Source organism: Kitasatospora sp. MY 5-36 (assembly GCF_001182915.1).
GTDB lineage: Bacteria > Actinomycetota > Actinomycetes > Streptomycetales > Streptomycetaceae > Kitasatospora.
The window spans coordinates 24,402-37,880 of record NZ_LFVW01000042.1 but is presented as its reverse complement, the minus strand read 5'-3'; the positions used below and the strand labels follow the sequence as shown (position 1 = coordinate 37,880).

At 74.6% G+C, this 13,479-nt stretch carries 13 protein-coding genes; 6 read left to right on the top strand and 7 right to left on the bottom strand.

All coding sequences use genetic code 11. The features are described from left to right. The 4 genes from AE652_RS04175 to AE652_RS04160 form a co-directional block, all read right to left on the bottom strand. A partial coding sequence (locus tag AE652_RS04175; RefSeq protein WP_199823041.1) for a nitrate- and nitrite sensing domain-containing protein occupies positions 1-586 on the bottom strand: 586 nt, incomplete at its 3' end. 86 nt (positions 587-672) lie between these two features. Beyond that, positions 673-1,566: an MHYT domain-containing protein gene (locus AE652_RS04170; protein WP_082345221.1), complete on the bottom strand. Its 894-nt coding sequence runs from the start codon at positions 1,564-1,566 to the stop codon at positions 673-675. Between the two features lie 333 nt (positions 1,567-1,899). Next, positions 1,900-3,306: a cytochrome P450 gene (locus AE652_RS04165; RefSeq protein ID WP_082345220.1), complete on the bottom strand. Its 1,407-nt coding sequence runs from the start codon at positions 3,304-3,306 to the stop codon at positions 1,900-1,902. Between the two features lie 123 nt (positions 3,307-3,429). Continuing rightward, positions 3,430-4,497 (bottom strand): RNA ligase (ATP), encoded by a 1,068-nt coding sequence (locus AE652_RS04160; RefSeq protein ID WP_049649732.1) that lies wholly within the window; start codon positions 4,495-4,497, stop codon positions 3,430-3,432. 372 nt (positions 4,498-4,869) lie between these two features. On the opposite strand from AE652_RS04160, the gene modA reads away from it, so the two are divergent. From modA to AE652_RS04145, 3 genes are all read left to right on the top strand, one after another. Further along, on the top strand, positions 4,870-5,706 hold the full coding sequence (gene modA / locus AE652_RS04155) for a molybdate ABC transporter substrate-binding protein (RefSeq protein ID WP_049649731.1): 837 nt from the start codon (positions 4,870-4,872) through the stop codon (positions 5,704-5,706). A 179-nt stretch (positions 5,707-5,885) separates the two neighbouring features. Beyond that, complete coding sequence (locus tag AE652_RS04150; RefSeq protein WP_234348224.1) at positions 5,886-6,644, top strand: ABC transporter permease; 759 nt, start codon at positions 5,886-5,888, stop codon at positions 6,642-6,644. A gap of 124 nt (positions 6,645-6,768) precedes the next feature. After that, positions 6,769-7,845, top strand: coding sequence for an ABC transporter ATP-binding protein (locus AE652_RS04145; protein WP_049649730.1), 1,077 nt, complete (start codon positions 6,769-6,771; stop codon positions 7,843-7,845). 31 nt (positions 7,846-7,876) lie between these two features. On the opposite strand, the gene AE652_RS04140 is transcribed toward AE652_RS04145, so the two are convergent. Both AE652_RS04140 and AE652_RS04135 read right to left on the bottom strand, forming a co-directional pair. After that, positions 7,877-8,536: a response regulator transcription factor gene (locus tag AE652_RS04140; RefSeq protein WP_049649729.1), complete on the bottom strand. Its 660-nt coding sequence runs from the start codon at positions 8,534-8,536 to the stop codon at positions 7,877-7,879. 44 nt (positions 8,537-8,580) lie between these two features. Beyond that, positions 8,581-9,897: a histidine kinase gene (locus AE652_RS04135; RefSeq protein ID WP_082345219.1), complete on the bottom strand. Its 1,317-nt coding sequence runs from the start codon at positions 9,895-9,897 to the stop codon at positions 8,581-8,583. 198 nt (positions 9,898-10,095) lie between these two features. On the opposite strand from AE652_RS04135, the gene AE652_RS04130 reads away from it, so the two are divergent. The 3 genes from AE652_RS04130 to AE652_RS04120 are packed head-to-tail and all read left to right on the top strand — an operon-like array spanning position 10,096 to position 12,554. After that, on the top strand, positions 10,096-11,019 hold the full coding sequence (locus AE652_RS04130; protein ID WP_049649727.1) for an ATP-binding cassette domain-containing protein: 924 nt from the start codon (positions 10,096-10,098) through the stop codon (positions 11,017-11,019). Further along, positions 11,016-11,780, top strand: a complete 765-nt coding sequence (locus AE652_RS04125; RefSeq protein WP_049649726.1) for an ABC transporter permease — start codon at positions 11,016-11,018, stop codon at positions 11,778-11,780. The genes AE652_RS04130 and AE652_RS04125 overlap by 4 nt, the downstream gene beginning before the upstream one ends. Positions 11,781-11,810: 30 nt before the next feature. Further along, positions 11,811-12,554 (top strand): ABC transporter permease, encoded by a 744-nt coding sequence (locus AE652_RS04120; RefSeq protein ID WP_049649725.1) that lies wholly within the window; start codon positions 11,811-11,813, stop codon positions 12,552-12,554. A 122-nt stretch (positions 12,555-12,676) separates the two neighbouring features. Here the strand turns inward: AE652_RS04120 and AE652_RS04115 are convergent, their stop codons facing one another. Then, positions 12,677-13,375: a peptidyl-tRNA hydrolase gene (locus AE652_RS04115; RefSeq protein ID WP_049649724.1), complete on the bottom strand. Its 699-nt coding sequence runs from the start codon at positions 13,373-13,375 to the stop codon at positions 12,677-12,679. Positions 13,376-13,479 lie beyond the last annotated feature (104 nt).

The following is a 13,479-nucleotide window of genomic DNA, read 5'->3' as shown; positions in this document are numbered from 1 at the left end:
GGTCCACCGCCTCGCCGTACGCGGCGTACGCCTCGGGCCAGCCGACGCTCCTGGCCAGGACCCGGTCGCGCAGGACGGGCAGGGCGGCGAGGGAGCCGCCGAGCGCGTCCAGCCGGGCGGCCGCGTCCCCACCCAGGCCCTGGGCGTCGGCACGGTTGTAGCCCCGGTCGGGGCGGCGGGGGTCCGGGAACAGCGGAGTGAGCGCCCGGTCGGTGGCCGCCGCCGCCTCGCGCAGGGCGCTCTCCCGGACGGCGCTGGGGGCGGCCACCGGGGCGGCCAGCAGCTGACCGACGGCCGTGCGTTCGGCTTGCAGCCCGGCGACCGTCTCCGCGACCGGCGTGAGCAGCGTGCGCTGGGCGTCGCGCTGGCGCATCAGGCCCCAGACGCCCTGGGCGGTGGTAACGGTGGCGAACCCCCACAGGGCGATGACGGAGACGACCGGGACCATCAGCAGGGCGATGATCCGGGCGCGGACGGTCCGGGGGCGCAGGCCGCGCAGCCACGGGCCGGGCCGCGGTGGACGGGCGGGCGGCCCGGCATGGGCACCCCGACGGGCACCGGGGGCGGTACCGCGGTCTTCTCGCATGGGTGAGGAGCCTTTCGGGCAGGGAGAGGCTGGAGGACGGAGGCAGGTGGCCGGGGCAGGTGGGCGGGGGCTGGAGGGGGCGCGGCTCAGGCGGCGCGGCCGTGCCGTTCGCCGTCGCGCCCCTCGCCGCCGCGCCGCCCGGCCTCGGCCGGGGCGAGCTCCTGCCGGGCGGGCTCGGAGTACGGGGACTCGGGGTACGGGGGCCCGGCGGGGAGCTCCTCGGTGGCCAACTCGCCGGCCTCCCGGTAGCCGGCCCGCTCCTGGGCGGTCGGCGAGAGCGCGACGAAGGCCGAGGCGAGGAAGAGGAACGAGCCGAGACCGACGGCGAGCGGGAAGACGAACTCCATCGGGCTGACCCCACCGAGGCCGGTCCGGGTCGGTTCCAACCGGACGTGGACGGCGGCCATGCCGGTGTAGTGCATGCAGCTGACGGCGAGGCCCATGGCCATCGCGGCGGCCGCGGCCGCGTACACGTTGCGGATGGTGACGGCGGCCCAGAGCGCGGCGGTGGCGGCGCCGACCGCGACCAGCACGGACAGCGCGACCGTCCCGGCGTCGTAGTGCAGCCCACCGTGCATCCGGAGGGCGGCCATGCCCAGGTAGTGCATCGCGGCGACGCCGAGACCGGTGGTGACGCCGCCGGACAGCAGGGAGAGGCCGCGGTGCCGGCCGTAGCAGACCACGGTCAGGCCGAGGCCGGTGACCAGCACCGCGACCACGAGGCTGAGGACGGTCAGCGGCACGTTGTATCGCAGCTCGGTGCCGTCGACGGTGAAGCCGAACATGGCGACGAAGTGCATGGTCCAGATCCCGGAGCCGATCGCGGCGGCGGCCGTGACCAGCCAGTTCCGCCGGGCCGGGCCGCTCGCGGCCAGGCCGCGCAGCGTGCAGCGCAGCCCGAGGGCCGCGCCGGCGCAGGCCATCAGGTACGAGAGGGCGGGGGTCAGCCAGCCGAGGCTGAGGTGGTTGATGGTGCCCATGGGACCTCCGGTCGACCGGTCGGGCCCGGAGGCGGTACGCGGTGCGCCCGGGCTCCCCGGGCCGGGCGGACTGCATACGAAGGGCATATGCCAACCGCATGTGCGCTTCCGGCCTGGGGTGCGTGGGACGCTATCGAGGGGCCGGAATCGGTCAGACAAAGATCTGAAAAGCTGCCCGCGAGGCCCGGGTGATGTGTTCGAATGCTCCGGTCGTCTGCCCAGCGGACGGCGCACAGATGACAACAGACAGATAACAGAGTTTGAAATCTGTCATCTGTCCGCTGTCTGTTGTTCGCTGTTCGCTGTTCGTTGTTCGCTGAACCCCGTCAGCCGTCAGCTGTCAGCCGTCACCCGGATCCGCATCGGGCTCGCCGCCCGCAGCGTGATCCCCTGGGCGAGCGCCACCCTCCGGTCCACCGCCTCCACCTCGAAGTCCCGCAGCAGCACCCCCAGCGCCAGCACCGCCTCCAGCATCGAGAAGTGCTGCCCGATGCAGGCCCGCGGCCCGCCCCCGAACGGGAACCAGGCGTAACGGTGCCGGGCCCGCTCCGCCTCCGGCAGGAAGCGGTCCGGGTCGAAGCGCTCCGGATCCTCCCAGTGGTCCGGGTGCCGGTGGGTGACCAGCGGCGCGACGACGACCTGCGCGCCCGCCGGGATCACGTACCCGTCGATGACGGTCTCCTCGACCGCCCGCCGCCCGCCCAGGGCCGCCGACGGATAGAGCCGCATCGCCTCCTTCAGCACCCGGGTGATGTACGGGAGCGCGTCCAGGTCCGCCGCCGTCGGCGCGCGCCCGGCCAGGACGGTCCGCGCCTCCTCGCGGGCGAGCCACCGCTGCTCGGGGTGCTTGGCCAGCAGGTGCAGCGCGAAGGCCAGCGCGGTGGCCGTGGTCTCGTGCCCGGCGAGCAGGAACACCAGGACCTGGTCCCGGAGTTCGGCCGGATCCAGCCGCTCGCCGTGGTCGTCGCGGGCCCGGCCGAGCAGGGTGAGCAGGTCGTCCGCGCCCTCGTCGCCGCCGCCCCGCGCGGCCCGTTCGGCGATGATCCGGTCGCAGACCCCGTACAGCGCCCGCTGGGCCTCGGCACCGCGCCGGTTGGCCGGCGTCGGCCAGGTGCGCGGGAGGCGGACCGGGGCGTAGCCGCGCTCCTTCACGTACTCGCCGAGCACCGGGAAGCTGCGGTGGACCACCGCTATCGCCTCCTCCACGTCGGCGCCGAAGAGGATGCGCGCGACCGCCCGCAGCGCGAACCGGGACGTCTCGTCCGCCGCGTCCACCACCCCGCCGGGCACCGCCCGCCACCGCTCGGCGAGCGACTGCGCCTCCTGCGCGAGCGCGTCCGCGTAGCCGTCCACCCGGCGCCGGGTGAACAGCGGCTGCACCATCCGGCGTTGGCGCTGGTACTCGGCGTCCTGACTGGTCAGCAGCCCGTTGCCGACGCTGCTCCGGAGCTCGTCGTAGAACGGGTCCTCCTTGCGGAAGTTGGCCGCCTCGCCCGCCAGCACCTGGCGGACGCCCTCCGGCGAGAACACCCCGTAGAAGTCGGCCCGCAGCCCGGGCGGCCCGGCCTGGAAGCGCACCACGTCGCCGTGGTCGCGGCGGGCCGCGAGGTAGCTGCGCAGCGGGCGGCGGGTGAGGTCGAACAGCGATCCGACCAGCGGGTTCCCGGCCGGCACGGGTATCGCGGAGGTGGGGGCGGGCACGAGGCCGGGGTCGGGAACGGGGAGGACTTCGGTGGCCATCGGCACTCCTTCTGTACGGGGACTCGCCCGCCGCCTCTACCGACGGGCGGTCAGCACCGAGAGGAGCCGCACCCGGACCGGTCGGCCGGGCCGACCTGCCCGGCCACCGGATCCGGGCCCGTCTCACTCGTACTCGGTGCCCCCCTTGCGGGTCAGGTAAGCCTCGCTGACCACCTTGGCGATCGCCCGCCCGCCGAGCACCGGGCTCCAGCGCTCGGTGACCGGCCGCACCACCACGCCCTCGCGCAGGTGCAGTTCACGCCCGGAGACGGTCTCCCGGCCCCGGGCGAACCCCAGCACGGTCTCCGGATCGAACGGTCCGCGCCATAGCTCGGGCACCAACGGCAGTTCCCCGTCCAGCAGTTCGGCCGCCGAGAGCCAGTTCAGCTGCCCGTCCACGAGGGCCGACACGTCGAACGCGGCGTATCCGGGCCGCTCGGTGCGCGCCGAGGCGCCGTAGCCCAGGTCCTGCACGCCCTCGCCGAAGACCTCGCCGAAGATGCCGACCCGCTCGGCCCCGAGGCGCTCCGCCAGCCGGGCCGCCACCGCCGGGATGTCGTACGCGCGCACCGCCCGCCAGTAGAGGTTGCGCGCGTCCTCGGCCAGCGCCAGCCCCTGCGCACCGATGCCCTTGGACGACACCCGCACCTCGCCGGTGGCGGCGGTGTACGTGACCAGGCAGCAGCTGCCGTGCAGCTTCTCGGTCAGCACGACCGGCTCGCCCGACGCGAAGGCCTCGGGGTAGCGCTTGAGGTTCTCGATGTCCACCCAGGGCAGCAGGTCCGGCGCGCTGACCACGTCACCGCTCATCGACGTCGGCACCGGCGGCTGCCACTTGACGACCCCGAGCAGCTCGGCGAAGTCCTCACCGCGCTCGGCCGCGGCGGCCAGGTCGGTGCCGGCGAGCGCGGCGGGCCGGCAGACGACGCCCTGGGACAGCTCGCCGCGCAGCCGTACCGCCTTCACCCGGTTCGCCCGGGCGCCGGCCAGCTTGCCGGTCAGGCCCAGCTCCTCGATCAACTCATCCGGGAGGACGGACTGTTCGGGGATGTAGACGGCGTGGTCCCCGGTCCGGTACGCGCCTTTCGCGACCACCGCCCGGTAGAGGCCGACCTGGGCGAGCTCCAGGGCATCGGCGTTCGGGTGCTCCAGGATGACCAGCTTCTCGGCGGTGACGCGCAGCGTGGACATGGACGGACTCCTCCCCTTGGTTCGGCCCCGGCCGCGTGTCCGACCGGCCCGGCCGTCTGTACGGACGGCGACCACTCTCGCCGTTCGACCACCCACGGCGCGACGCAATTACCGCGCGCCCCTCGCCAGCGCCCCCACCGGCCCACCGCCCCCACCAGCCTGACCGCCTCACCACCCTCACCGTCCTCACCGCGCCCCGCGAGTCCCGGTTGAGCCATCCCACAGCAGCCCCGAGACCCCTGCGGCCCCCAGCTGTGCGAACCGACAGGGGATTTATCGCTCGCATTTGCGGCACTATGATCGCCGTAATGGCCGCACCTGCGGCTCGTCCCTCGCGCCCCTCCCGGCGCGCACCCTGGAGGGGAAGCACCGATGAGCACCCGTACGCCCACCGCCCGCAGGCTCGCCGTCGCCACCGCCGCGGTCCTCGTCCTCGGGCTCGGAGTCAGCGCCTGCGGCAGCGACGGCGGCAAGTCCTCCAGTTCCACGGCCTCCTCGAACGCCTCCGCCGCGGGCAGCAGCGTCCCGAAGGCCTCCGGCACCATCACCGTCTTCGCCGCCGCCTCGCTCAAGGAGACCTTCACCGAGCTCGGCAAGAAGTTCGAGGCCGCCAACCCGGGCGCCAAGGTCACCTTCAACTTCGGCGGCAGCTCCAGCCTCGCCACCAGCATCAACTCCGGTGCCCCGGCGGACGTGTTCGCCGCCGCCAGCCCGGCCACCATGAAGACCGTGACGGACGCGGGCGGTGCCAGCGGGCAGCCGACGACCTTCGTCCGGAACACCCTCACCATCGCCGTCCCCAAGGGCAACCCCAAGCACATCGCGGGCCTCAAGGACCTCACCGCCTCCGGCGTGAAGGTCGCGCTGTGCGCGAAGGAGGTGCCGTGCGGCGCCGCCGCCCAGACCGCGCTCAAGGCGGCGGGCGTCGACCTCACTCCGGTCACCCTGGAGCAGGACGTCAAGGGCGCGCTCACCAAGGTCGAACTCGGCGAGGTCGACGCGTCCCTGGTGTACCGGACCGATGTGCAGGCCGATGCTGCGAAGATCGACGGCGTGGACTTCCCCGAGGCCGACAAGGCCGTGAACGACTACCCGATCGCCGCGCTCGCCAAGGCGCCGAACAAGGACGGCGCCGCCGCCTTCGTCGCGTACGTCCAGTCGCCCGAGGCCAAGCAGGTGCTGACCGCGGCGGGCTTCCAGGCACCGTGAGCGAGCGCCCCACCGGCCCCGGGGACGGCTCCGGACGCGACTCCGGTCGGAACCGCACCGTCGGCGGCGGCGCGGCGGAAGCCGAGAAGGCCCTGCCGCGCCGCGACCCACAAAACCGCGACCCACGAAGTCGCGCCCCGCGAAACCGACGCCCGAGGACGCACCGCGCCCCGGTCGCCCTGCTGCTCCCGGCGCTGCTCGGGTTGGCGTTCCTGGTCCTGCCGCTGGTCGGCCTGCTGATCCGGGCGCCCTGGAGCGACCTGTCCGAGCAGCTCACCAGCACCGCCGTCTGGGACGCGCTGCGCCTGTCGCTGATCAGCGCGACCGCGGCCACCGCCGTGTCGCTGGTCCTGGGCGTCCCGCTGGCCTGGCTGCTCGCCCGCACCGAGCTGCCGGGCCGGCGGGTGATCCGGGCGCTGGTCACCCTGCCGCTGGTGCTGCCGCCGGTGGTCGGCGGTGTGGCGCTGCTGCTGGTGCTCGGGCGGCGCGGCATCGTCGGCTCCTGGCTGGACTCGGCCTTCGGCATCACGCTGCCGTTCACCACCACCGGGGTCGTGATCGCCGAGGCGTTCGTGGCGATGCCGTTCCTGGTGATCAGCGTCGAGGGCGCGCTGCGGGCCGCCGACCCCCGCTACGAGGAGGCCGCCGCGACCCTCGGCGCCTCCCGACTGACCGCGTTCCGGCGGGTCACCCTGCCGCTGATCGCGCCGGGGATCGCCGCCGGGGCCGTCCTGGCCTGGGCCCGGGCGCTCGGCGAGTTCGGTGCGACGATCACCTTCGCGGGCAACTTCCCGGGCCGCACCCAGACCATGCCGCTGGCCGTCTACCTGGCCATGGAGTCGGACCCGCAGGCGGCGATCGCGCTGTCGCTGGTGCTGCTGGTGGTCTCCGTCGCCGTCCTGGTCGGCCTGCGCGACCGCTGGCTGTCGACGCCGTGACCCCGCCCGCCCGCGCCGTCCCGACCACCCGCACCATCCCGACCGCACGCGCCCTCCCATCCCCACCTGCCATCCCGGACACGCTGAACGCAGCAGACGCACTGGACACCTGGACGCCGCCCTGATGAGCACCGAAAGCCGCCCCGGCCCCGCCCTGGACGCCCGCCTGCGGGTCGAGCGCGCCGCGTTCGCCCTCGACCTCGCGCTGACCGCCGCCCCCGGCGAGGTGGTGGCGCTGCTCGGCCCCAACGGCGCCGGGAAGTCCACCGCCCTGCGCGCCCTCGCCGGGCTGCTCCCGCTCACCGGCGGCCACCTGCGCCTGGACGGCCGCCTCCTGGAGGACCCGGCGCAGCGCGTGCACACCCCGGCCGAGGAGCGGCCGGTCGGCGTGGTGTTCCAGGACTACCTGCTGTTCCCGCACCTGAGCGCGCTCGACAACGTCGCCTTCGGCCCGCGCTGCCAGGGCCGCCCCAAGCGGGAGGCGCGGGCCGAGGCGGCCGACTGGCTGGAGCGGATGGGCCTGGCCGACCACGCCACGGTCCGCCCCGGCCGGCTCTCCGGCGGCCAGGCCCAGCGGGTGGCGCTCGCCCGAGCCCTCGCCGTACGCCCCCGGCTGCTCCTGCTGGACGAGCCGCTGGCCGCCCTGGACGCCCGCACCCGGCTCGACGTACGAGCCCAACTGCGGCGCCACCTGGCCGAGTTCGAGGCGGTGGCGGTGCTGGGGACGCACGACCCGCTGGACGCCATGGTGCTGGCCGACCGACTGGTGGTGATCGAGGACGGGCACGAGGTGCAGTCCGGCAGCCCGGCGGAGGTCGCCCGGCGCCCGCGCACCGACTACATCGCCCGGCTGGTCGGACTGAACCTGTACCAGGGCCGGGCCGAGGGCTCCCGGGTCACGCTCCCGGACGGCACGGCGCTGGCCACCACCGAGGAGCTGGACGGTCCGGCCTTCGTCGCCTTCCCGCCCTCCGCCGTGACGCTGTACCGGGAGCTTCCGCGGACCAGCGCGCGCAACCTCTGGCAGGCCGAGGTCACCGGGCTCGACCTGCACGGCGACCAGGTCCGCGTCGAACTCTCCGGCGACCTGCCGATGGCCGCCGACCTGACCCCGGCCGCCGTCGCGGAGCTGGAGCTGGCGCCCGGCGTCGCGGTCTGGGCCTCGGTCAAGGCCGCCCAGACCCACGCCTACCCGGCCTGAGCGGCCCTTTCTGACGCATCGTCAGACCGCGTCACTCCGAGGGCTCGACGAACCCCGACTCGTACGCCGCGATCACCGCCTGGGTGCGGTCCCGCGCCCCGAGCTTCGCCAGCACGCTGCTGACGTGCGTCTTCACCGTCTGCACGCCGAGGAACAGCCGCTCGGCGATCTCCCCGTTGCTCAGGCCCCGCGCGACCAGCCGCAGCACCTCCGCCTCGCGCCCGGTCAGCGCCGCCCGCTCCATGGCCGCCCGGGCGGTCGGGTTGCCGTGCCCGGCCGCCAGCCGGCGGATCGCGGCCGGGAACAGCAGCGACTCGCCCGCCGCCACCAGCCGTACCGCGTGGGCGATCTCGGCCGGGCGGGTGCGCTTGAGCAGGAAGCCGTCGGCGCCCGCGCGCAACGCCTGGTAGACGTAGTCGTCGTTCTCGAAGGTGGTCACGACCAGGATCCTCGGCGGGCGCTCCCCCGGTGCGCCGGGGCGCAGCAGCTCGCGGGTGGCCGCCAGGCCGTCCAGCACGGGCATCCGGACGTCCATCAGCACCACGTGCGGGCGCAGCGCGCGGGCCAGCGCGACCGCTTCCGCGCCGTCGGCCGCCTCGCCGACCACCCGCAGGTCCCCCTGCGCCTCCAGGACGGCCCGCAGGCCGGCCCGGACCAGTTCCTCGTCGTCGGCGAGCAGGATGTCCGTCATCCCCGCGGCTCCTCCGGCCGGGCCTCGCGTCACAGGATCGTTCGTCACGAGCCCAAGCGTAGGGGCAGCCGGACGGTCAGCACCCACTCCCCTCCGCCCTCCTGCGACACCCCCGCCGCCGCCTCCCCGCCGAGCAGCGTGGCGCGCTCACGGATGCCGCGCAGCCCCTTGCCGCCCTTGCGCGTCGCGCCCCGGCCCGCACCGCCCGCCGGAGGCCGTGCCGAACCGGCCGGACCGGCAGGCCCGGCCGCGCCGACCGCCGAACGCCCGGCGCCGGGCAGCCGGTTGGCGCAGCGCAGCTCCAACTGCCCTTCCCGTACGGCGATCCGGATGTCGACCGGCTCGCCGGGTGCGTACTTGAGCGCGTTGGTGACACCCTCCTGGACGATCCGGTACGACTCGCGGGAGAGCACCCCGGGCAGTGTGCCGGGTGGCACCTCCATCCGCGCCTCCACCGGGCTGCCGGCCGCCCGGGCGGTGTCGAACAGCGCGGGCAGCTGGTCGATCCCGGGCTGTTCGGTGGCCACGCCGTTCGCCCCGGCCGGGGTCTCGCGCAGCAGCACGAGGGTGCGTTCGAGGTCCTCCATGGCCTGCCGGCCGGTCTCCTCGATGACTTCGAGCGCCTTGGCGACGAAGACCGGGTCCCCGACCTCGCGCGCCGCGCCGGCCTGAAGGACCGTCACCGTCAGTGCGTGGCCGATCGAATCGTGCAGCTCCCGGGCCAACCGGTTGCGTTCCAGCAGGCGTTCGGCCCGCAGCTCCGCCTCCGCCAGCCGCTCGGTCGGCGACGGGCCCAGCAGCCGTACGGCCATGGCGAGTTGGAGGCGCCCGGCGAGGACCAGGAACCAGCCGAAACCGAGTACCAGCAGCGGGGCGAACGGGAGGTACCAGAGCGCGTCCGGACCGGTCAGCCGGTCGTAGCACGCGGCGGAGCCGAAGGAGAGCACGAACCCGGCCACCGAGCCAAGCGCGACCCGGCCGATCAGCCAACCCGCCGTCCGCCGCCGGTCGGCCCAGGTGCGGGAGGGCTCGGCGGCGATGTCCTCCTCACGGTCGGGCACCAGCAGCAGCCGCGCCTGCACCCCCTCCGCCCGCCGAGCCGCCGGGATGAGCGCGAGCGCCGCGAGCAGCACGCAGTCCACCAGTACGCTCGCCGTGAGGATCTCGCCGAGGCCCTTCCGGTACGTCCCCGGATAGATCATCAGCACCACGCCCGCGAAGATCCACCCCACCAGCAGGTGCAGCAGCCGCGCGTACGTGACGCCGGCCGCCAGCGGCGCGACGAGCCTGGCCACCGCACTTCCCGGCGCGGATCCTCCGGACACCGCGCTCGCGCTCCTCAGCGCTGCGATCTTGGACATTGCGCCATCCTGCCAGGTCGCCCCCCGTCCCCGGATCCCGCGCCGGTCGCCCGCGTCCTCCCTCCTGGGAGGGAGACGGCTCCCCGCCCCGGCGGGATCCGCCGCACCGGCCCGCTCCGGTCCAATGGAGCCACCGACCGGGGCAGCGACAGCGGGCACCGGCGGAGACCACCGACGACGAGACGAGGGGAGCGGGCCGTGATCGAGATCCAGGGCCTGACCAAGGAGTACGACGGCCGGCGCGTCGTCGACGACCTGACCTTCGAGGTCCGACCCGGCGTGGTGACCGGCTTCCTCGGCCCGAACGGCGCCGGCAAGAGCACCACCATGCGCCTGGTCCTCGGCCTCGACCGGCCGACCGCCGGACACGCCCTGGTCGACGGCCGCCCGTACGCCGAACTCCCCGCCCCGCTGCGGACGGTGGGCGCACTGCTGGACGCCCAGGCGATGCACGGCGGCCGGACCGCGCACGGCCACCTGCGCTGGCTCACCGCGAGCAACGGGCTGCCGGCCCGCCGGGTCGACGAGGTGCTCGGCCAGGTCGGCCTGGCGGACGCGGCAGGACGGCGGATCCGGGGCTTCTCGCTCGGCATGCGCCAACGCCTCGGGGTGGCCGCCGCCCTGCTCGGCGACCCGCCGGTGCTGCTGCTGGACGAACCCGTCAACGGCCTGGACCCGGAGGGCATCCGCTGGATCCGCACCCTGCTGCGCGACCTGGCCGCCGAAGGCCGGGCGGTGCTGGTCTCCTCCCACCTGATGACCGAAATGGCGCTCACCGCCGACCACTTGGTGGTGATCGGGCGCGGCCGACTGCTCGCCGACGCCGCCACCTCCGAGTTCATCGACCGCCACGGCCGGACCCGGATCAGGGTCCGCGCCGTCGCCCCCGCCAAGCTCGCCGCCCTGCTCGGCGGCCCCGGCCACGACCACGGCCTCGACGCCACCGAAGTCGACGGCGGCGCCTGGGAGGTGAGCGGCGCCGAACCCGAGCGGATCGCCGCGCTCGCCGCCGCCAACGGGGTGGTGCTGTACGAGATCGCCGTCCAACAGGACTCGCTGGAGGAGGCGTTCATGCGGATGACCGCCGACAGCGTCGAGTACCGCGCGGAGGCCTCCGCATGACCACACCGGTTGCCGGCTCCGCGCACGTCCTGCACGTCCTGCGCGCCGAACGGATCAAGCTCACCACCCTCCGCTCGCTCTGGATCACCCCGCTGCTCGCCCTGCTGCTGACCGCCGGGGTCACCACGGCCATCGGCGCGGCCATCGGCGGCAAGGACCACAGCATCACCGACGACCCGAGCGTCGGGGTCTTCTACGGGCTCAACTTCGGCCAGGCGGCCCTTGCCTGCTTCGGCATCCTGCTGATCGGGCAGGAGTTCAACACCCGCATGATCAACGTGTCGCTCACCGCCGTCCCGCGCCGCAACCGGCTGTACGGCGCCAAGTTGGCGCTCGGCGCGCTCGTCGGCCTCGCCGTCGGCGCCGTCGGCACGGCGGGTGCCTTCGCCGGCTACGCGGCCACCGCCCCGGGCGCCTGGGACGGGCCGGCCCTCCTGCGCAGCGCCGTCGCCGGCGTGCTCTACCAGACGCTGCTGGTGGTGCTCTGCCTCGGAGCGACCGCGCTGCTGGGCAACCTCACCGCCGCCATGGGACTGCTGGTGCCGACCGTCTTCCTGCTCTCGCCACTGCTCGGCGGAGTGCCCGGGATCCGCCGGGTCGTCCAGTTCCTGCCCGACCGGGCCGGCCAGTACGCCCTGCGCTACGCCGACGACCCGCAGGTCGCGTACGGGCACTGGACCGGGCTGCTGATCATGGCGCTCTGGACGGCCCTGGCGGCGTACGGCGGCCTGCGCGCGCTGCGCCGCATCGGCGCCAAGTGACCTCGGACGAACGGGAAACGAGAGAAAACCATGAGCACGCTCGCCGGCGCCCTGCACGCCGAACGCGTCAAGTTCACCACCCTGCCCTCGCAGTGGGCGGCCCCGCTGGTCGCTCTGGCGCTGACCGTCGGCGTCACGGCCGCCGTCAGCGCCGCCTACGGGGCGAAGGACCACACGCCCGCCCCGGACCCGGCCAACGGGATCTTCTACGGGCTGCTCTTCGGCCACGTCGCGGTGGCCTGCCTCGGCATCCTGCTGATCGGGCAGGAGTTCAACACCCGCATGATCGGCACCTCGCTCACCGCCGTCCCCCGGCGCGGGCGGCTGTACGGCGCCAAGCTCGCGCTCGGCGCCGGGCTGGGCCTGCTGCTCGGCCTGGCCTCGACGGCGGGCTCGTTCCTGGCCGTCGGCACCACCGTCGGCCTTGACCTCTCCACCCCGGGCCTGGCCCGCAGCTTCCTGGCCGGCGTGCTGTACCACCCGATGATGGTGCTGCTCTGCCTCGGACTGACCGCGATGCTGGGCAACTTCAGCGCCGCGCTCGGCCTGCTGACCCCGATGGTGTTCCTGGGCACCACCTGGCTGGCCGCCATCCCCGGCGTCCGGGAACTCGGCCAGTTCCTGCCCGACCGGGCCGGCCTGTACGCGACGCGCACCCAGACCGAACCGGGCATCCACTACGGCCACTGGACCGGGCTGCTGATCATGGCGCTCTGGACGGCCCTGGCGGCCTACGGCGGGCTGCGGGCGATGCGGCGGTACCAGCACAGCTGACGGACGACAGCCGACAGCAAACGGCGAACAGATGACAGATTTCGAAATCTGTCATCTGTTCGCTGTCGTCTGTTAGCTGTTAGCTGTTCGCCGTCGGCTGTCCGCTGTCGCCTGTCAGCCCGTCACCGCAGCGCCGGGTGCTCCGCGATCACCGTGCAGCTCCCGGGCGCGATCTCGGTGAAGCCCGCGTCCTGGACCACCGGCAGCCCGCTGCGGACGAGCTCCTCCCACGCCTCCGGCGAGGCGGTCCGGACCGCGAGCGCGAAGCCGGCCTCGGCCCACTCCTTGCGCTGCGCCTCGTCCAGCCGCCACCACGCGAGCTGGGCGGCGTGCCCGGTCTGCGCCATCGTCTTGCCCGCGCTCATCTCCAGCTCGGGGTTGAGCCACAGCACCGGCAGCCCCGGCTCGGGCGCACCGACCTCGGCCGTCTCCTCGAGGTCCGTCCCGGACACCTGGAGCTTGGCGAGTTCCTTCGGCCAGCCGTCCAGCGGGACCGGCGGGAATACCCGCACCTCGGCCTCCCGCCCGTGCACCGTGACGCCCGGCAGCTCGCCGGCCCGGCGCCACTCCCCGCCCCGGGCCCGCCGGACCACCTTGCGGATCCGGGCGTCCTCCCAGGCCTCGACCCGCTCCGCCCACTCGCCGCCCGCCTCGGTCACCCGGGGGTCGGCGAGCAGGGTGAGCACCGCCCGCGCCGAGGTCTCCAGCGCGTCCGTCCGGCCCGGCGGAGTGGCCCGCTCCAGCCGGACGACCAGCGGCAGCACGTACTGCGGCCGCTCGTCGCGGTCCTCGCGCGACGGGGCGTCGCCGGGGTCGGCCACCGGAGCGGGGGCCGGGGTGAGGGGAGTCGGGGCGTCGGAAGGAGAAGTCACCCGTCCAGGATGCCAGCCCCGCCCCGACCGACTCGGCCCGCCCCGTCCGCCCC